The organism is Flavobacterium sp. WC2430 (assembly GCF_040822075.1).
GTDB lineage: Bacteria > Bacteroidota > Bacteroidia > Flavobacteriales > Flavobacteriaceae > Flavobacterium.
This window is the reverse complement of record NZ_CP162007.1, coordinates 3,445,075-3,463,863: the sequence shown is the minus strand read 5'-3', so window position 1 is coordinate 3,463,863 and position 18,789 is coordinate 3,445,075. Positions and strand designations below refer to the sequence as shown.

The following is an 18,789-nucleotide window of genomic DNA, read 5'->3' as shown; positions in this document are numbered from 1 at the left end:
TTGATTATTTTTGTCTTAAATCTTTATTCTTTTCTCTATATTCTTTGCTCTTTTCTCTATTGTTACTTCGTTAAAAATTGTAAATATTGTTGTGTAAAATTATATTCAAAAACAGATTGTAAGTATTCTAATTCTTTTTTGAACATTTGAGTTTCAGTTTGTAATAAGTCAGTCGTTTTTTCTAATCCTTGAGAAAATCGATTGCTTCTTATTCTGTATGCTTCTTGAGATTGTTCTAAATCCAACTTAGAAAGAGTAACCTTATTTTCAGCATCTTTTATCTGACGATTGGTTTTATTTAGTTCCAATTGGCTTTTGGCTTTGTATTGTTGGGTTTCAATTTCTGCTTTTTGGAAGTCAGCCTTCGCTTTTTCCATTTTTCCAATGGATTTAAAACCATCAAATACATTCCATGACAATTGAGCACCTACAACATATCCCTTAGCCTTAGTTCCAAAAAGGACATCATCATACAATTCATAACTTCCAAAAGCATTCAATCGCGGTAAGAAATTCATTTTACTAGAAAGAAACATTTTTTGATAGGCCTCAGTCGATTGATCCATGGCTTGAATATCCTTTCTATTTTCAGAAAGTTTAGTATCTATATTTTCAATTGTAATCGTGTTTTCTAATTCTTCGGTTGGTTTATATACTTTATCACCAATATCTTCATTCAATAAAAAAGCTAAATAATCGGAAGCATTTTGCACATTACTTTTAGCATATTGTAATTGATTTTTAACTTCATTTACGCGTACTTGTACTGAAAGTAAATCTGTTTTTTGCAGCATTCCTTGCTTGAAATAGTTATCTATTAATTTCAAGTTGGCATCTGCTGTAGCATTCGCTTTTTCTAAAACGGCCACTGCTTTATAAGCCAATTGCAATTCCATATACGATTTATTTACCTCTAGCTCGAGATATTCTCTGGTACGTTCGGTTTGTAAGCCATAAGCATTCATTTTAGCTTTTGCAGCTTGTCTTCCATACATTCCATCTACATTAATTAAGGGCTGTAAAACCTCAATTTTAGTAGCGAAATTTTGGGTGCGATTTGGATTATTCAATAAACTGGGATCAAAATCGGAAGCCGTAAGGATTTCCTGATTCAATTTAGATCCAAAAGCCATTAATGGATTTGTTGTTGAAATGGCAGTATGTGAAGCCGAAATATTCGGTAAGAAAATAGCATTTGATTGTCTATAATCTGCTTTTGCCGATTTAAAATCTTGTTCGGCGATTTTAATATGTAAGTTTTTATCGGAAACTTTTTGCGAAAGCTCACTTTTAGAAATAGGCAACGTTTCTTGACTATAACTGCTAGCTGAGATGGAAATTGTCACTAATAGTACTATTAAATTTATTTTCTTCATAATTTTTATTTCTAATTATTAAGGCAAAGATAAATTCACAGCTAGGTATACACAGTAACAAATGTCACATACGGATTAGGTTTGTGGTTTTATTTGTTTTTAAAAAACTATCAAGAATTTATCTAAGTAAATTTTTATTATATTTAGCATATATATAATGATTTTTAATAATGAGTATGAAAGAGAAAAGACCTACATATGAGGAGTTGCTCAAAATAACAAAAGATCAAGAGTATGAAATTAGTCGTTTAATTAAAAAAGAACGATTAGTAGCAAATTTTGAGTTCTACTTCAAAGAATCTTTAGACTTAGTGTGTTTAGCTGGGATTGATGGTTTTTTTAAAGAAATCAACCCCGCTTTTATAAAAATATTGGGTTATACTAAGCAAGAATTGTTGAACACCCCCTTCATAGAATTAGTCCATCCTGATGATGTAGCGAAATCAAATGCTGAATTAAAACAATTAGGACAAGGAATTTCATCATTACATTTTGAAAACAGATTTATCCAAAAAAACGGGAAAATTGTTTATATACAATGGACCACCAGCGTGGATTCTTCAAAAGAAAATATTTATGCAATAGGACGAGATGTTACCAAAATTAAAAAAGCAGAGGCTGATTTATTAGAAAGTGAAGAGCTACTGGAAAATGCCCAAAAAATATCAAAAATAGGAAGTTGGGAGTACAATTATGTTGATCATAAAATGATTTGGTCAAATGAATTGTATTCGATTTATGAATTAGAGAAAAAAGATAATCAAGATTTATTTCAGGAATATGTAAAACGATTTTCTAAATCAGATGTAGATTCATTTTTAAATAAAATCAAGCAGTCTAAAATAGATAAAAAACCATTTGAAGCTGAACAAATTGCCATTATTAGTAAGAATAAAACAAAATGGGTTTATGCTATTGTTTACCCAATTGTAGATAAAAATGGAACTGTAATTGGTCTAAGGGGAAATACACAAGATATCTCTGAAAAAAGACAAATTAGAGAAGAACTGGATGTTAGAAGACAAAATGAAACCGAATTAAAACTAAAATTAGTAGAAGAAGAAAGCAACCAAAAGTTTAAAAATTATATTGAAAATGCTCCTGATGGAATTTTTATTGCTGATGAAAATGGCAATTTTATAGAAGTAAATGATGCAGTAAGTTTAATGTCGGGCTATTCTAAAAAAGAGCTTTTAACTCGTTCTATGATGGATTTAACATACCAGGAATCTATTGATGATTTGGGAGTATGTTTTAATAGGTTAAAAAAAGTAGGAGTATCGAAAGGAGAATTTAAAACCGTTCATAAATCTGGAGAAATTAAATGGTGTGGTGTCGATTCAGTAAAACTTTCGGAAAACCGATTTATGGGTTTTGTTAAAGATATTACTGAAATTAAACGTGCAAATGAATTATTGACCAATACTTTTGAGCGTATAACGGATGCTTTTATAGCACTAGATAATGACTGGTGTTATACGTATATGAATAAAAAAGCGGGTGAAATATTTGGTTGTAATCCACAAGAGATGATAGGCAAACATATTTGGACGGAATTTCCTGAAGGAATTGATAAACCATTTTATGCAGCGTATTATAAAGCAAAAAAGGAACAAAAATATATTTATTTAGAAGAACACTATGAACCATATGATTTATGGTTTGAAAATCACATTTACCCATCTCTCGATGGATTGTCCATTTTTTTTAGAGATATAACGGAAGAAAAAATTGCTAAAGAAAAAATTGAAAGTAACGAAAAATATTTTCGTGCTTTAGTTGAAAATAATGAGGGAATTATTACCGTTCTTGACGAAAATTTAAAAACGATATTTCGCAGTCCTTCATCGGAACGATTAACTGGATATAGCAACGAAGAGTTAACGAAAATTTCTGATTTAGATTATTACCATCCAGATTATTTAGAATACATGCAGGAGGTCATCCAAAAAACTGTGGAAAATCCGGGTATACAGAATCAAGTTTTATTTCAGGTAAAACATAAGAATGGACACTATATCTGGTTAAAAGGAATATTGAATAATCTGATTGATAATAGCAATGTAAAAGGTATTGTTGCCAATTTAAAAGATGTTACTCAAAGTAAAATAGCTCAAGACCTAATTGAACAAAATGAAAAACGTTTTAGGGCTTTAGTCGAAAATATTGACGGTATTATAACAGTTGTTGACGAGAAATTAAAGGTTATTTTTAGAAGTCCTTCGTCACGGAAAATTACTGGATATACGGACAAAGAGTATGATGAGCTTCCTGAATCAGATTATTTTCATCCTGATTATTTAGAGTATATACATGAAAATTTCAAAAAAATATTAGAGCATCCAAAAGAACCGGTATTTATTTCGTTTCAAGCTAAACATAAAAACGGAGATTATATTTGGCTGGAAGGTGTATTGAATAATAGGCTTCATGATGATAGTGTGAAAGGCATTGTAGCTAACTTTAGAAATGTCACTGATAGAATTAAGTCTAATGAAGCGCTACAAAAGGAAAGAGATAAGTTTGCTAAAATTGCAGCTACTTCACCAGGTTTAATTTATTCCATGCGCCAAAATTCGGATGGTTCATTATGCTATCCATACGCCAGTGATGCCGTAAAAGAAATTTATGGATTTACTTTTAAAGAATTAGAAGAAAATGCAAATAGGATTTTTGAATTAATACATCCAGATGACATTAATAATGTACTTGCAAAGATTAAAAAAACGAAAACGGAATTAGTACCTCTTAAAGGACAATATCGCTACTATCACCCTGTAAAAGGACTCGTTTGGCATGAAGTAAATTCTTTACCTGTTGTTGAGGAAGAAGGGACAGTGATATGTCATGGAATTGTTACTGATATTACAGATCGAATTAAGGCAGATGAAAAATTACTTAAAGCCAATAGACTTTATTTATTTATAAGTCAGATTAATCAAATGATTGTTAGAACTGTCGATCAAGAAACACTATTTAGGGAAGCTTGTACTATAGCGGTTGATTTAGGTAAATTTAAAATGGCATGGATTGGATTGATTGATCCTCAAGATAAGAGTGTTAAGCATGCAATGATTGCAGGAAATAGCCAAGAATACCTTGATATTATAAAAAAAATCACTGCTGATAAAAATGTTCCGGAAGGAAATGGGCCAGCTGGAATAGCAATAAGAACAGGGAATTATTGTGTAAGTAACGATATTGAAAATGATGTGAAAATGGCACCTTGGAAAGAGGAAGCATTAAAATGTAACTTTCGATCTATAATGTCTGTTCCTATAAAAAAATTTGGGGAAGTAATTGGTGTTTTTACTTTTTATGCGGTTGAAAAGAACTTTTTTGATGCCGAAGAGATTGCTTTGTTAGAAGAAGCAACTGGAGATGTTGCATTTGCCTTACAAAACTTTGAGAAAGAAAAATTAAAAGTGAAGGCAGAACAAGAGGTCTTTGAAAGTGAACAACGCTACCATACACTTACAGAAGTATCTCCAGTTGGGATATTTCGTACTGATGTAGAAGGGTATACTACTTTTGTAAATCCAAGTTGGCGCGAAATTTCAGGCTTGTCATTTGAAGAAGCAATCGGTAATGGTTGGCTTAATGCAGTTCATGAAGATGATAAAGTAGGAATTTTAAATGGTTGGGAAAATGCAATTTATATTGGTGAAAAATCATTGACAGAGTATCGTTTTGTAAGACCAGATGGTTCGGTAGCTTGGGTTATAGGTCAAGCCATTCCAGAGAAAAATGAGAAAAATGAAATAATAGGCTATATAGGTACCATTACAGATATCACTGAACGTAAAAAAATTGAGAGTTTAATTTTAAAAGAAAAACTACTTTCTGAAACAGTAATAAATAATCTGCCGGGAATATTTTATCTATACGATGAATCAGGAAAGTTTTTGAAGTGGAATGCTAATTTTGAAAAGGTAACTGAGTATAGTAGGATTGAAATTGATCAGATGGGGCCGTTAGCTTTTTTTGATGAAGTAGAAAAAGAAAAAGTTAAAAAAAGGATAGAAGATGTTTTTGCCAAAGATAATTGTGTAGGAGAAAATAAATTACCAGGTATTGAAATTGAGTTTTATACTAAAAGCAATAAGAGAGTTCCCTATTATATCAACTCTCTTCCTGTAGAGTACGAAGGAAAAAGATGCGTTTTAGGAATGGGATTGAATCTAAGTGAAATTAAAAAAGCTCAAAATGAAATAAAAATAGCCAATGAACGATTTGAGAGAATTTCGGTTGCAACAAATGATGCGATATCCGAAGTTGATCTAGTGACAGGGGAAAATTGGAATAATAAAGCATTTATCGAACTCTTTGATTTTGGTACTAATGATGAATTAAATCATATTGATAATAAAAAAATCTGGAGATCTAAACTTCATCCAGATGATAGAGAAAGAGTTATTGATAAACTGGAAAAAGTATATTTAAGTGATATGAATACTTGGTCAGATGAGTTTCGTTTTCTAAAAAAAGATGGAAATTATGGCTACTTTTTTGACCGTGCTGTTATAATCAGAGATGAAGCAGGAAAGGCAGTACGTTATATTGGAAGTATGACTGAAATCACAGAATTACAAAATATAAAACAACAGCTTTTTAATAGTGAAGAAAAATACAGTAGTCTAGTAGAACAAGCATCTGATGCTATTTTTATTAATGATCTTTCAGGTAATTTACTCGAAGTAAATAAAAGTGCTTGCGATATGCTTGGATATACAAAAGAAGAGCTTTGCACAAAAAATCTAACGGATCTATATTCAATTGATGAGCTTGCGAGCAGGCCTATTATGTACAATGAACTATTTAGTGGTGAACAAACATCTCTAGAGCGCCATATGATTCATAAAGATAGATCATTAATTCCTGTTGAAATTTCGGCAAAAATGCTAGTTGATAAACGTATTGTGGCAATAGTAAGAGATATAAGCAGGCGTAAGGCATCAGAAGATGAGTTTAAAAAAATGCATGAAAAATTGGAAGCAATTTTAGAAGCTATACCTGATTTATTGTTTGAAGTAGATATTAATGGCCTAATTTATAACTATCATTCTCGCCGCAATGATTTGTTAGCTTTGCCTCCAGACTTGTTTTTGAACAAAAGGTTTTCGGAAGTACTACCTCCTGATGTTTCAAATATATGCCAAGAAGCAATTTTAGAAGCTGCAGAAAAAGGCTTTTCTACTGGTCGACAATATTCTTTACAGTTAGAAAACCGCATTCATTGGTTTGAACTGTCAATAGCTCCTATGAAAGAAGGAGAAGATGATGAAATACATTATATATGTTTGTCTAGAGATATTACAAATGCGAAAAAATCGGATTACGCACATTTAAAAAGTGAGGAAAGATACCGTGGTTTAATGAATAATCTTGATGCAGGAATTGTTGTTCATGCTCCTGATACCTCTATAATAGTTAACAATCAAAAAGCATCAGAATTATTAGGATTATCGGATAACCAAATGAATGGAAAAATGGCTGTGGATCCTGCTTGGAAATTTTTAAACGAAGACTATTCTGTTATGTCAATTGAAAATTTCCCAGTAAACCAAATTGCAACTACTAGACAAGCGCTTAAAAACTTTAGACTTGGTGTAAATCGACCTAAAACTAATGATGTAGTTTGGCTTTTAATCAATGGTTTTCCTGAAATTGATTCGAATGGTGAAATATTCGAAATTGTAATCAGTTTTATTGATATCACGGAGCAAAAGGAGATGGAGACAGAATTAATAAATGCAAAAGAGCAGGCAGAAGCAGCAAATAAAGCAAAAACTGATTTTCTTGCCAATATGAGTCATGAAATTAGAACCCCATTAAATGGAATAATAGGTTTTACTCATTTGTTAATGAAAACAAATCTGGAAAAAAATCAATTAGAATATATGGGTACTGTTAGTGAATCAGCTACAACATTGATGCACATAGTAAATGATGTTTTGGATTTTTCTAAAATTGAATCGGGAAAGTTAGAATTAAGTATTGAAGAAGTAAACCTTTTTGAATTAATTAAACAAGTTGTTGATTTGTTTAAATATCAAGCTGTTCAAAAAGGTCTTAAATTGACTTTTACAATGGATAATAACGTTCCTGAATATGTTTTAGCCGACTCAATAAGATTAAAACAAATATTGGTAAATTTATTGAGTAACGCTTTGAAGTTTACTGATTTTGGAGAAATTAGATTAGATATAAGTGAGACAGGTACATTTAAAGATGATTATTTAGGTTTAAATTTTTCTGTAAAAGATACTGGAATTGGTATAAAGTTAAATAACAATGAAAAAATATTTAACTCCTTTGTACAAGAAGACAATTCAACGAGTAGGAAATTTGGAGGAACAGGTTTGGGGCTAGCTATTTCCAATAATTTATTAGCTCTAATGGACAGTAAATTACATTTGCAAAGTGAATATGGGGAAGGAAGTAATTTTTACTTTGATGTTAAATTAAAAAAAATCACTCCTACAATAGTTAACGTATTAGATTTTGGAAAATCTTCAATTGAGACGGAAAGTATACCTTCAGAAATTTTGAATAATAAGAGAGTGCTAATTGTTGAGGATAATAAAATCAATATGCTTTTGGCGAAAACATTGGTAAAAAGATTAATTACAAATTGTATTATTTTTGAAGCTAAGGATGGGAATGAGGGAGTTGAAATGTATGTGAAGGAGAAACCGGATGTTATATTAATGGATATTCAAATGCCAAATAAGAATGGATATGAAGCCGCTTATGAAATTAGAAAATTGGAAGGGGATACATCAAAAACACCAATAATTGCTGTTACTGCAGGTATTTTGACCGGAGAAAAAGAAAAATGTTTTGAATCAGGAATGGATGATTATCTCCCAAAACCGATCATTATTTCTGATTTAGAAAGCATGCTTTTAAAATGGTTAAATAAATAGGATTAATTCGCAATTACTATTAAGTCAATTGTGATTTCTAGTTTGTTTTTTTATAGCTCCAAACTGCAAATCCGTTAATAACAAAAGCATAAAAAGCAATTATAAAAAAAGGAGTGGAAATTTCGCTAAAAGTAGCTCCTTTGAGCATTACCATTCTAATAATCTCCACAAAGTAGCGTATTGGGTTGAATAGGGTGATTTGCTGTGCCCAGTTGGGCATGCTTTCAATTGGAGTGAATAATCCGCTCATCAAAATAAAAATAACCGTAAAAAACCAAGCGATGAACATGGCTTGTTGTTGGGTTTCGGTATAATTAGAAATAAACAAACCAATACCAAGAATAACTAATAAATAGACCGAAGTAAATAGGTAGATTAAGCCAATATTCCCTATTATAGGAATGTGAAATACTAATCTTGCTATGGTCAAGCCTACCGTTAAAATAAGTAATCCTAAAACCCAAAATGGAAACAGTTTTCCTATAATGAATTGGTGTTTTTTAATAGGCGTCACGTTGATTTGTTCCAAGGTTCCTATTTCTTTTTCACGAACAATATTCATGGCGGATAGGAAAAGTGTAAGCATCGTCACTAATAAAACTAAAATCCCCGGAACCATAAGAGTCTTGTAGTTTAAAGTATTATTAAACCAGAAAGAGGGAATTGTAATAATATTTTGAGGCTGTATGTAGGATCCCTCATTGTATTGATACAATTGGCTTTGTATTTTTTGATTGCAACTGGCTATAATTTGAGAGATATAAACATTTTCTACGCCGGCCGCAGCTCCATCTATGGCATTGATGCTAACTGAAAGTGTCGATATTTTGTCGGTTATTAAATTGTGTTCAAAATGATTTGGGATTTCTAAGATGACATCGACTTTACCTTTTTGCATTTGTAGATTGGCTTCCTTTTTTGAAGGATAATCAGCTACAACAATAAAATAGTTAGAGGATTGAAATTTACTTATCAATTCTCGTGAAGCTCTAGAATGGTCACTGTCTACATAAGAAAATTTAATGTTTTTTACTTCAAAACTAGCTGCATTGGATAAAATCAACAACTGAATAAATGGCAAAATAAATATAATAGGCAACATGGCTTTATTTCTAAAGATTTGTCGGAACTCCTTTTGTATAATGAATAATATTGTTCTCATTTTTTATTTTTTAGCCCTGGTTGAAGTGGAAATCCTTTTCTCTCGTTTTTTTAAGAGAGAAAAGATTGAAGCGTAAAACAGGAAATAGCTCCTAAAACTTATTCTAATCTTATTTTATATTTTTTAATGCTTAATGCAATGAAAAATACGGTCATTCCTATTAAAATCAGTGTTTCTTTCCAGACGATAGCAATAGAAGCGCCTTTGAGCATTATTGCTTTTATAATAATGATAAACCACTTTGCAGGTATAATGTTACTGATGATTTGTAAGGGCAGAGGCATACTGGAAATAGGAAATATAAATCCAGATAATATAATTACAGGCAACATTAATCCCATCAATGAAAGCATCATGGCAGTTTGTTGTGAAGCAGAAATGGTTGAAATTAATATTCCTAATGAAAGTGCGGTGATAATGAATAAAATACTCTCTAGTGCCAATAGAAATAAGCTGCCTTGGAGTGGCATTCCAAATACGAAAATACCTAAGGTCAATATTACAATTGCGTTTACAATAGACAGGAAAATATAAGGAAATACTTTGCCAAGTATGACTTGTAAAGGATTTAGTGGCGAGACAAGGAGTACCTCCATTGTGCCTAATTCTTTTTCGCGAGTGATTGAAATGGAGGTCATCATTGCCGAAACCAGCATTAATATCACCGTCATTACCCCAGGAACAAAGGTGAAAACGCTCTTGAGTTCTGGATTGTAGTACAGTTGAGTTTGGGTTTGTATTTGATAAGCAGGTTGGTTTATTTTATTGACTTCTTGCAGGTAATTTTGCAAAATTGCATTGATATAATTGGTAATTGTATTGGCAATATTGGGATCAGTGGCATCCGTTATGACTTGTACTTTTACTGATTTTTTGGTTTGTAAATCTTTAATAAAATGGTTTTGAAAAACCAAAACGGCTTTTACTTTTCCTTTTTTAAAGATGGATTCAATCTGAGTTTCACTACTAATTTCTTGTTCGATATGAAAGTAGGGAGAAGCACTGATTTTATTGATTATTTTTTGAGTTTCGGTATCTTTTGATTGATCCAGAAAAGCAATATTGACATTATTGATTTCGTTAGTAATAGCAAAGCCAAACAGCATAATTTGGGCAATAGGCATCCCAAAAAGGATAAACATGGAGCGTTTATCTCTAAAAATGTGGTAAAACTCTTTGGTCACAAAACCGATAAATCGTTTCATTGTTTATTATTTAAAGTTGCGGGTTTAAAGTTGTTAGTCCTAGAATCATCCTGTTTTTCTTAATGGTTTTTATTTTTACTCTATGTTTCGGGCTAATTTTAAAAATACTTCATTCATAGAATCCACATTATACTGTTTTTTCAAATTTTTCGGGGTATCCAGCGCTTCGATTCTACCTTCCACCATGATAGAAACTCGGTCGCAATATTCGGCTTCATCCATATAATGTGTAGTTACAAATAGGGTAGTTCCTTTGTGTGCTTCTGCGTAAATCATTTCCCAGAATTGCCTTCTAGTAATGGGATCCACACCGCCTGTAGGCTCATCTAGAAATACAATTTTAGGTTCGTGCAATAAAGCGACTGAAAAAGCCAGTTTTTGTTTCCAGCCCAATGGCAGCGAACCAACCAGTTTATCAGCAACGGCTTCAAGTTGTAATTCTTGAATCAATTGATTTGTTTTTTCTTTGATTTGCGTTTTGTTCAATCCATAGATTCCACCAAAAAAAGTGATGTTTTCCTTTATGGTTAAATCATCATACATTGAAAATTTTTGACTCATATAACCAATACTTTTCTTCACCATTTCTGAATTGGTTTTGACATCATAACCGGCTACGATTGCTTCTCCTGAGCTGGGTTTTGAAATTCCTATAAGCATTTTCATGGCAGTGGTTTTACCCGCACCGTTTGCTCCTAGAAAACCAAAAATTTCTCCTTTATTCACTTCAAAAGCAATAGCGTTCACTGCAGTGAAAGCACCAAATTTTTTGCTGAGGTTTTTTACAGATATGATTTTTTCTTGGCTCAAAACTTATTGATTTAGGTTGGTTAAATCCATAAATACATCTTCGATTGTAGTTTTTGAAATTTTTATTACAATGTCTTGATGATTATTATTATGCAAATATTTTTCTAATTCCTGCGTATCGAAAAATTCGTTTTTATCAATGTAATGAATGTATTCCCCAAAGGCAAAAACACTGTATTGAGTTGAATAATTTTTTAAATCTTCGATAAGTTGGTAGGTGTTTTTTGCCTGAACATCATATATTGTTTTTTCATAGTTGTCAATAATGTTTTGTGGACTGTCAATTTTTAAGATACTTCCTTTTTGGATCAATGCAATTCTATCGCACAAAGCCGCTTCGTCCATGTAGGGTGTAGAAACAAGAATGGTGATTCCTTTTTGTTGTAAGCGTTTCAACATTTCCCAAAACTCTTTTCTAGAAACGGGGTCTACACCAGTGGTAGGTTCGTCGAGAAATAATACTTTGGGTTTATGAATTAATGCGCAACATAAAGCCAATTTTTGTTTCATTCCGCCCGAAAGTTTTCCAGCGCGTCTGTTTTTAAATGGGGCAATCTGTATGTAGATCTCTTTGATGATATCGTAGTTTTCTTCAATTGTAGTACCAAATATGGTGGCAAAAAAGTTAAGATTTTCTTCTACAGTCAAATCTTGGTACAACGAGAATTTTCCAGGCATATATCCTACCACATTCCTTATGGATTTGTAGTCATTAACAACGTCAAAACCAGCTACAGTAGCAGTGCCTTCATTGGCAAGTAGGAGTGTAGTGAGAATTCTAAACAAGGTTGTTTTTCCGGCGCCATCAGGTCCAATAAGTCCAAACAATTCCCCTGTCTTCACTTGAAAAGTAATGGAGTCCACCGCAACAGTTTTTTGGTAGGATTTTGAAATATTTTGAACTGAAATACTCACGTTACAAAGGTTTTAATTGGAAAATTGCTTTTACATTTTTACTACAAACTGTTAGGACTTATGGAGTGATCCACATTTCGGCAGGCATTCCTATTTTAAGACTACCATCATTGACTACAGTTACTTTTACAGCATAGACTAAGTTGACGCGTTCTTCTTTGGTTTGGATGATTTTTGGGGTAAATTCTGCCGAAGCTGATATCCAAGAAATAGTTCCGCTGTAATTTTTCATTGCTGATTCCGCATCAATTTTAACGGTCACTTTTTGACCAATTTTTATTTTTGGTAATAGGGTTTCACTTACATAAACGCGCAAAGTCATTTGGGATATATCGGCTATTTTGTATAAAGGTTTACCAAATGACGTTATTTCATTTGTTTCCGCATATTTGGCCAGTACCGTTCCTTTTATTGGGTTGATAATTTTACTTTTAAGGATTTGGTCGTCGATTTTTTCAATTTGAACATCGATTGATTTGGCTTCATTTGTGATAGGTGCATTTTGTGTTCCTACACTTTTTATCTGCTCTTTTAAGACATTTACTTTCCCGTCAATCTCGTCTACTTGTCGTTTTGTGGCCGCATTTTCGGCATACATGTTTTCAATTCTTTTTTTCTCAATCAATGTCGTTTTTAATTGCTCTTGCAAAACTTGCTCTTGCGATAAAACATTTTTAGATTTTGAAACAATCGTATTTCTAGAGGCAATTAGTTGTTGCTTGTTCAAATACAATTGTATGGTGTCTACAAGGCCTATCTGGATGTTTGGTTCTAGGACAGCTCCTTCTTCTACATTTAGAAAGGTTAATTTTCCATTCGTTTCTGCCGAAATGGTCGTTTCGGTAGCTTCAAAGTTCCCGTATCCATCTGCTTTGTCATCACTGTTATTGCAAGAGAACAAAGAGCCGAAAATTAATAATGTTAGTATTTTTTTCATTTTAGTTTTGGATTGTGAATTGTAATTATGAATTGAATGTGTAAAGCGGATAATTCAAAATTTATAATTCATCATTTATAATTATATTTTTAACCCTTTTATAACTTGATAATTTGCATTGAAGTGAAAAGTCATTTTCAAGTTATAATCCTTTTATAACTTGGTAATTTGCCTTGGCTAAAGCCAATTGAATTTGATGGAGTTTTTCATTTGTTTTGGCTTCAAATAAATTGGTTAGTTCGACTACATATTCGGATGCTGTGATGACTCCGTTTTTTAGTTGAGCATCTGATGATTTGACTACATATTCCCTCAGTTCAATTATCTCCCCATCGGTAGTAATGACTTCTTCTATTTTCTTGATTTCGTTTACCATTTCCTGCAATTGCAAATTGGTATTGAGTTCAAAAGTTTCTTTTTCGGTCGTGACAATGGCTTCGGAGATAGATAATGCTTGTTGCTCTGTTTTGGTTTTATTCCAATCAAAAACATTCCAATTGGCTTTTACTCCTACAACATAGAAAGGTTGAAATGAATTGTCAAGCATGTTAAGTCCTGGATTTCCATAACCAGCTTGTCCAAAAGCATTTACTTTGGGTAAATTGTTTTTTAAAAGTATATTTTTCGAAAGGTTGATTTGTTCGTTTTGTAAATCAAATAGTTTTAATTCAGGTCGATTATTTTGGGTGTCGAAAGTGCTTACTAAATTTGGTTTTAGCAAAGTCACTTTTTCATCTATAGTTGAATAAGTGAGTGTCGATAGGCTTTCGAGTGCTTTACTTTTGTCAAAGCGAATTTCAACAAGTTGCTGTTTAATCTTTAGTTTCTCTGCTTCTAACACTTTTTCGGATGCAGGAAGCATAGCACCAAACTTTACTCCTACTTTTATCTCCTTAATTTTCGAGTCTAATTGTTCGTTTTTGGATAGCAATAAGGCAGCACGTTCTTGCAATAATAAGGTAGAGAAATACAATTGATTGATTCTAGTTTTCAATTGGTATAAATTTACTTCAACTTGTTGCCGTTGGGTTTTGGTTTGTGCTTCTTTAATTTTGGTGTTGGCATCGATCAAACCTCCATTATACAATAATTGATTGATGTCTAGGGTCGCTTTGTATTGGTCTTTGTTGGGAGGATTTATAGTAACGTTTGGTAATTTAATGGGTAATTGTGTTACTGCAGATTGATAAGTAGCTTGTGCATTCAAATCAATTTTTGGAAGTTTTCCTGTATTGAGCACTTGAGTATCTAAATTGGATTTTTGTTGCAACAACTCATTTTGTTTGGCTAATGGATAGTTTTTATTGGCCAAAGTGTAACAGTCTTCTAGTGACAACGTTTGTTGTGCAACAGAAAATAGAGGTATTGCAAATAGTAGGACTAGCAAGAGTTTTCTCATTTTTTTATCGAATTTATTATTTGTTCTGCTATACTGGTTTTTCTTTTTTCCATCATTTCATTGAACTCCTGATCAGTGATATGTAATATTCCTTTTACCATCATTTGTGCTGCAAATGGGAAAACCGTCATAGCGAATATGTCTAATACTAGTTGTTGGGGATCAACTGGTTTAATGATTCCATCGGCTATTTCTTTTTTGATTTGGGATATCAGGAGCGTAGGGTTTGGTGTATTTTTATTTTTAAGAAATGTTTTTACAAATTCAGGGTTGTTATTCATTTCCTGAATAATAAATGGAGGCAAAAAAGGGTTGAGTAGTACAAATGAAATATAACTGTGTGTGAACTGCGTGATTTTTTCAAAAACGGTTTCCTCGGAATTAAAAATAGCATTGATTTGTGGAGCCAATTGACTAAATGCATTCATGAATACAGCTTCAAAAAGCAGCTGCTTGTTTTTAAAACAATAATGTAGCATGGCTTTATTAATACCGGCTTCGTCTGCAATTTCTTGCATACGAGAACCAGCAAATCCCTTTTTTTGGAATACGATTCGGGCTGCATTAAATATTTTTTCTTCGGTGGTCATTTCGTTTTAACTTTTTGGTTTAACCACTTGGTTAACAAAGGTAGAAAAAAAAAGTAATCGCAATTACTTTTTTTCATTTTTAATAAACATATTAAATATTAATCCTCCCATCAAACTGCCATATAAAGTGGAATTGAGAGGTTTGGAGGTGATAGCGCAAGTCCCTGATGCGCAACCTATAAAATAATAATATAAATAACCTGCTATGGCACCAATACCTATTCCTATCACAGTGAGAATGATTGCTTTTTTTGTCATTGATTGCTTTTTTCTAAAATGATTTTAATAATATCATTTTTTTGTAAAACACCTGATTGTCTCCATAATTGTTTTCCGTTTTGGAACAATATCATAGTAGGTACGCCACGTACTTGATATTGTGAGGCTACTTGCTGGTTTTTATCGACATCAATTTTAATAATTGAAATACGATCTCCTAAGTCGTCTTTTACCTCTTTTAGAATAGGACCTAGCATTTTGCAAGGCCCACACCAAGTGGCAAAAAAATCAATTAAAATTGGTTTTTCGGAATTTATAATTTTGTCAAAACTACTATTCATTTTTACTTTTTTTTAAGGGTGAAACTTCACATCCATTTAGACTACAACCTGTATTAAATGCAGCTTGAAATAAGAAAAAGAGAGCAATAAATCCAAATAAAATTTCGTGGTATTGAATTGCTTGCTGTACAAAGAAAAGACCAATTACGAGACGAATCCAGCGCATGGCATGCCAATTTGTATAGAGTAATTGTTTCATTTTTAAATTTTTATAATGCTGTATTTTTTATCATAAGAGACAATTTCTTGCAACTGAGAAACAGGTATTTCATTTTTACTTACGATCAAAACTTCAGCAAAATTAGTGCTCATACTTACGTTTTCGACTCCGTTTAAATCTTTGAATTGTGTTGTTACGGTATTCATGCAACCACTGCATGTTATTCCTTTGAATTCATAGAGATTTACTTTTACTTTATTGTTTTTCTTGAATTCGATAAACAATTCTGAATTGGCTCTGGGAGCAATCGAATTTGGAGCAACGTCCATTTTTAAAAAGTCAAACGCATTTTTAAAAAGTAATTCGTATTCCTCTTTACTTCCACCAAAAGGAGGACTTACCTCAAATGTTCTATTGAATAATAATCCAGCTATGATGCCATTATGGGCCAAAAGCTGGTGCATTTTCCAAACGTATTTTTGGCGCATCGTTGGTGGTAAAGCACAAAAAAAGGTTTGTTCTAAAATTAAATCGTACGTTCCTTTATGTTCAAAAAAGTCACCTTGAATGATTTTTATATTTGAATTGTTTTCAAATTTTTGTTTTAACTCCTGTACTAATGTTGGTGCTATATCAATGACAGTAATATTGGTAAAACCGGCTTGCAATAGGTATTCTGCTTCATAAGTGTTGCCGCAACCAGGAATTAATATACTACTATTTTTATTTTCTAAAGTGTCAACATACTCCTTAATTGGAGGAGACACTTGTCCTAAATCCCAACCCGTAGTTTTGGCTTTGTATTGTGCATCCCAATAGTCTTGATCTAGTGGTCTATCACAAGATACTACGCAACAAGAATCGGTACTTTTGGATGTGTTTTTTATTGTATTCAAAATTGATTGGTTTTATTTATTGCTTATTTTCTCTTGTATTAATTCCAAACGGGGTATATAAGGGACAAAAGCTAACAAAGCTGGTAATTAAAAAGATAACGGCAAATGCGCCTAAAACTAGTGCTAGTGTACCGCTAATTACATTGGTGAAATATAAAATTGCAATTACAGCCGCTATAATTCCTCTAATTATTTTATCGATTTGACCCATATTTTTTTTCATGATATCCTATATTAATTAGTTAAAAAATGCATTCGTTATCTATAAAATTACAATATAAATATTTGATAATCAATATAATTGAAATAAATTATAAGGTTTTACTTTGACAAACAAAATTTGTTTTTGGTGTATCTGTTTTTGCAATCGCATTAAATCCGCCTTCAATTTCACAGAAATTTCTAAACCCTCTTGCTTGTAAAATGGAAGCTGCAATCATAGAACGGTATCCACCAGCACAATGAAGGAAAAAAGGTTCTTTAGGATCAATATCTTTCACCCAATCATTGATGTTTACTAATGGCTTGCTATAGGCTTCGTCAACATGTTCCGCAGCATACTCGCTGTCTTTTCGAATATCAATTACCTTGCTTTCGCCAATTTTTACTTTTTTGGCAAATTCATCTGCTGTGATTCTATTGACAGTATCAATTTCTTTTCCTGCTTTTGCCCAAGCTTCAAAACCACCATCTAAATGACCAATTAAATTATCAAAACCAACACGGCTTAAACGAGTCACTGATTCTTCTTCTTGTCCAATTTCGGTAACCAGAATTATAGGTTGTTTTACATCAGCAATTAGCGCGCCTACCCAAGGTGCAAAATCACCTTCGATGCCAATGTTTATAGATTGCGGAATAAATCCTTTTGCAAAAACGCCATTTTTTCTAGTATCTAGAATTAGGGCACCTGTATCTTCGGCGACAGCCTCAAAATCGATAACTTTGATGGCTCTCATACCATTGTTTAAAACGGTTTCAAAGCTTTCATATCCTTGTTTATTCATGGCTACATTCATCCCAAAATAGGCTGGAGGAGGCAGCAAACCGTCAGTCACTTCTTTGATGAATTCTGCTTCGGTCATATTTGCTCGTAAAGCGTAATTGGTTTCTTTTTGGTTACCAATCGTACCTACCGTTTCCTTACTCATGTTTTTCCCGCAAGCACTACCTGCACCATGTGCTGGATAAACAATAACATCATCAGGTAAAGTCATCACTTTGTCTCTCAAGGAATGATATAATGTTGCAGCCAATTGTTCTTGAGTCATATGAGCCGCTTTTTGGGCTAAATCTGGTCGTCCCACATCACCAATAAATAAGGTGTCACCAGAGAAAATAGCGTGTTCTTTTCCGTTTTCATCTAACAATAAATAAGTTGTACTTTCCATGGTATGTCCAGGAGTGTGTAATGCTTTTATTTTGATAGCTCCCAATTCGAAAATTTGCCCATCAGTAGCTATAATTGCTTCAAATTCAGGTTTTGCTGTAGGTCCGTAAACAATAGGTGCTCCTGTTTTTTTACTTAAATCAACATGTCCTGAAACAAAATCAGCGTGAAAATGGGTTTCAAAAATATATTTCAATTTTACATTATCTCGTTCTAGGCGATCCAAATAAGGTTGTACCTCACGAAGAGGGTCAATTATAGCGGCTTCTCCATTTGAAGTTATATAATAAGCACCTTGTGCTAAACATCCTGTGTATATTTGTTCTATTTGCATGATATTTTTTTTTAATCTATTACAAAGATAATTCTTGTATTTGTATTTAAACGTGACTAATGTTACATAAAGTAATTTAAAATTAGAAATAAATAATTTTACCATAAAACGTAACAAATAGCGGAT

General features: G+C 32.4%; 15 protein-coding genes. 1 reads left to right on the top strand and 14 read right to left on the bottom strand.

What is annotated here, in order from left to right; all coding sequences use genetic code 11:
* Positions 1-62 precede the first annotated feature (62 nt).
* Positions 63-1,376, bottom strand: coding sequence for a TolC family protein (locus AB3G36_RS15070; protein ID WP_367754066.1), 1,314 nt, complete (start codon positions 1,374-1,376; stop codon positions 63-65).
* Between the two features lie 176 nt (positions 1,377-1,552).
* On the opposite strand from AB3G36_RS15070, the gene AB3G36_RS15065 reads away from it, so the two are divergent.
* A complete protein-coding gene (locus AB3G36_RS15065; RefSeq protein ID WP_367754064.1) occupies positions 1,553-8,305 on the top strand; it encodes a PAS domain S-box protein in 6,753 nt (2,250 codons plus the stop codon).
* A gap of 37 nt (positions 8,306-8,342) precedes the next feature.
* On the opposite strand, the gene AB3G36_RS15060 is transcribed toward AB3G36_RS15065, so the two are convergent.
* The 13 genes from AB3G36_RS15060 to AB3G36_RS15000 form a co-directional block, all read right to left on the bottom strand.
* Positions 8,343-9,467, bottom strand: a complete 1,125-nt coding sequence (locus tag AB3G36_RS15060; RefSeq protein WP_367754062.1) for an ABC transporter permease — start codon at positions 9,465-9,467, stop codon at positions 8,343-8,345.
* A gap of 98 nt (positions 9,468-9,565) precedes the next feature.
* The gene (locus AB3G36_RS15055) at positions 9,566-10,672 is read right to left on the bottom strand and encodes an ABC transporter permease (protein WP_367754060.1); all 1,107 of its coding nucleotides are present in this window, start codon (positions 10,670-10,672) and stop codon (positions 9,566-9,568) included.
* A 75-nt stretch (positions 10,673-10,747) separates the two neighbouring features.
* A complete protein-coding gene (locus AB3G36_RS15050; RefSeq protein ID WP_367754058.1) occupies positions 10,748-11,482 on the bottom strand; it encodes an ABC transporter ATP-binding protein in 735 nt (244 codons plus the stop codon).
* 3 nt (positions 11,483-11,485) lie between these two features.
* Entirely contained in the window at positions 11,486-12,397 is a 912-nt protein-coding gene (locus AB3G36_RS15045; RefSeq protein WP_367754056.1) for an ABC transporter ATP-binding protein, read from the bottom strand.
* 58 nt (positions 12,398-12,455) lie between these two features.
* On the bottom strand, positions 12,456-13,334 hold the full coding sequence (locus tag AB3G36_RS15040) for an HlyD family secretion protein (protein WP_367754054.1): 879 nt from the start codon (positions 13,332-13,334) through the stop codon (positions 12,456-12,458).
* 142 nt (positions 13,335-13,476) lie between these two features.
* The gene (locus tag AB3G36_RS15035; protein ID WP_367754052.1) at positions 13,477-14,733 is read right to left on the bottom strand and encodes a TolC family protein; all 1,257 of its coding nucleotides are present in this window, start codon (positions 14,731-14,733) and stop codon (positions 13,477-13,479) included.
* Entirely contained in the window at positions 14,730-15,323 is a 594-nt protein-coding gene (locus tag AB3G36_RS15030; RefSeq protein ID WP_367754050.1) for a TetR/AcrR family transcriptional regulator, read from the bottom strand. The genes AB3G36_RS15035 and AB3G36_RS15030 overlap by 4 nt, the downstream gene beginning before the upstream one ends.
* A gap of 63 nt (positions 15,324-15,386) precedes the next feature.
* Positions 15,387-15,581: a DUF6132 family protein gene (locus AB3G36_RS15025; RefSeq protein WP_367754048.1), complete on the bottom strand. Its 195-nt coding sequence runs from the start codon at positions 15,579-15,581 to the stop codon at positions 15,387-15,389.
* Positions 15,578-15,883 carry a thioredoxin gene (gene trxA, locus AB3G36_RS15020; protein ID WP_367754046.1) on the bottom strand — a complete coding sequence of 102 codons (306 nt, stop codon included), beginning with the start codon at positions 15,881-15,883 and terminating at the stop codon, positions 15,578-15,580. Before trxA ends, AB3G36_RS15025 begins: the two co-directional genes overlap by 4 nt.
* On the bottom strand, positions 15,876-16,082 hold the full coding sequence (locus AB3G36_RS15015) for a hypothetical protein (protein ID WP_367754044.1): 207 nt from the start codon (positions 16,080-16,082) through the stop codon (positions 15,876-15,878). Before AB3G36_RS15015 ends, trxA begins: the two co-directional genes overlap by 8 nt.
* 2 nt (positions 16,083-16,084) lie before the next feature.
* Positions 16,085-16,939: a methyltransferase domain-containing protein gene (locus tag AB3G36_RS15010; protein ID WP_367754042.1), complete on the bottom strand. Its 855-nt coding sequence runs from the start codon at positions 16,937-16,939 to the stop codon at positions 16,085-16,087.
* A 16-nt stretch (positions 16,940-16,955) separates the two neighbouring features.
* Positions 16,956-17,162 carry a DUF2892 domain-containing protein gene (locus AB3G36_RS15005; RefSeq protein ID WP_367754041.1) on the bottom strand — a complete coding sequence of 69 codons (207 nt, stop codon included), beginning with the start codon at positions 17,160-17,162 and terminating at the stop codon, positions 16,956-16,958.
* Between the two features lie 88 nt (positions 17,163-17,250).
* Positions 17,251-18,663, bottom strand: a complete 1,413-nt coding sequence (locus tag AB3G36_RS15000) for a rhodanese-like domain-containing protein (RefSeq protein ID WP_367754039.1) — start codon at positions 18,661-18,663, stop codon at positions 17,251-17,253.
* Between the last annotated feature and the right edge of the window lie 126 nt (positions 18,664-18,789).

Coding starts and splice junctions, on each gene's coding strand:
- AB3G36_RS15070 (WP_367754066.1), bottom strand. CDS start 1,376: ATGAAGAAAATAAATTTAATAGTACTATTAGTGACAATTTCCATCTCA.
- AB3G36_RS15065 (WP_367754064.1), top strand. CDS start 1,553: ATGAAAGAGAAAAGACCTACATATGAGGAGTTGCTCAAAATAACAAAA.
- AB3G36_RS15060 (WP_367754062.1), bottom strand. CDS start 9,467: ATGAGAACAATATTATTCATTATACAAAAGGAGTTCCGACAAATCTTT.
- AB3G36_RS15055 (WP_367754060.1), bottom strand. CDS start 10,672: ATGAAACGATTTATCGGTTTTGTGACCAAAGAGTTTTACCACATTTTT.
- AB3G36_RS15040 (WP_367754054.1), bottom strand. CDS start 13,334: ATGAAAAAAATACTAACATTATTAATTTTCGGCTCTTTGTTCTCTTGC.
- AB3G36_RS15035 (WP_367754052.1), bottom strand. CDS start 14,733: ATGAGAAAACTCTTGCTAGTCCTACTATTTGCAATACCTCTATTTTCT.
- AB3G36_RS15030 (WP_367754050.1), bottom strand. CDS start 15,323: ATGACCACCGAAGAAAAAATATTTAATGCAGCCCGAATCGTATTCCAA.
- AB3G36_RS15025 (WP_367754048.1), bottom strand. CDS start 15,581: ATGACAAAAAAAGCAATCATTCTCACTGTGATAGGAATAGGTATTGGT.
- trxA (WP_367754046.1), bottom strand. CDS start 15,883: ATGAATAGTAGTTTTGACAAAATTATAAATTCCGAAAAACCAATTTTA.
- AB3G36_RS15015 (WP_367754044.1), bottom strand. CDS start 16,082: ATGAAACAATTACTCTATACAAATTGGCATGCCATGCGCTGGATTCGT.
- AB3G36_RS15005 (WP_367754041.1), bottom strand. CDS start 17,162: ATGAAAAAAAATATGGGTCAAATCGATAAAATAATTAGAGGAATTATA.
- AB3G36_RS15000 (WP_367754039.1), bottom strand. CDS start 18,663: ATGCAAATAGAACAAATATACACAGGATGTTTAGCACAAGGTGCTTAT.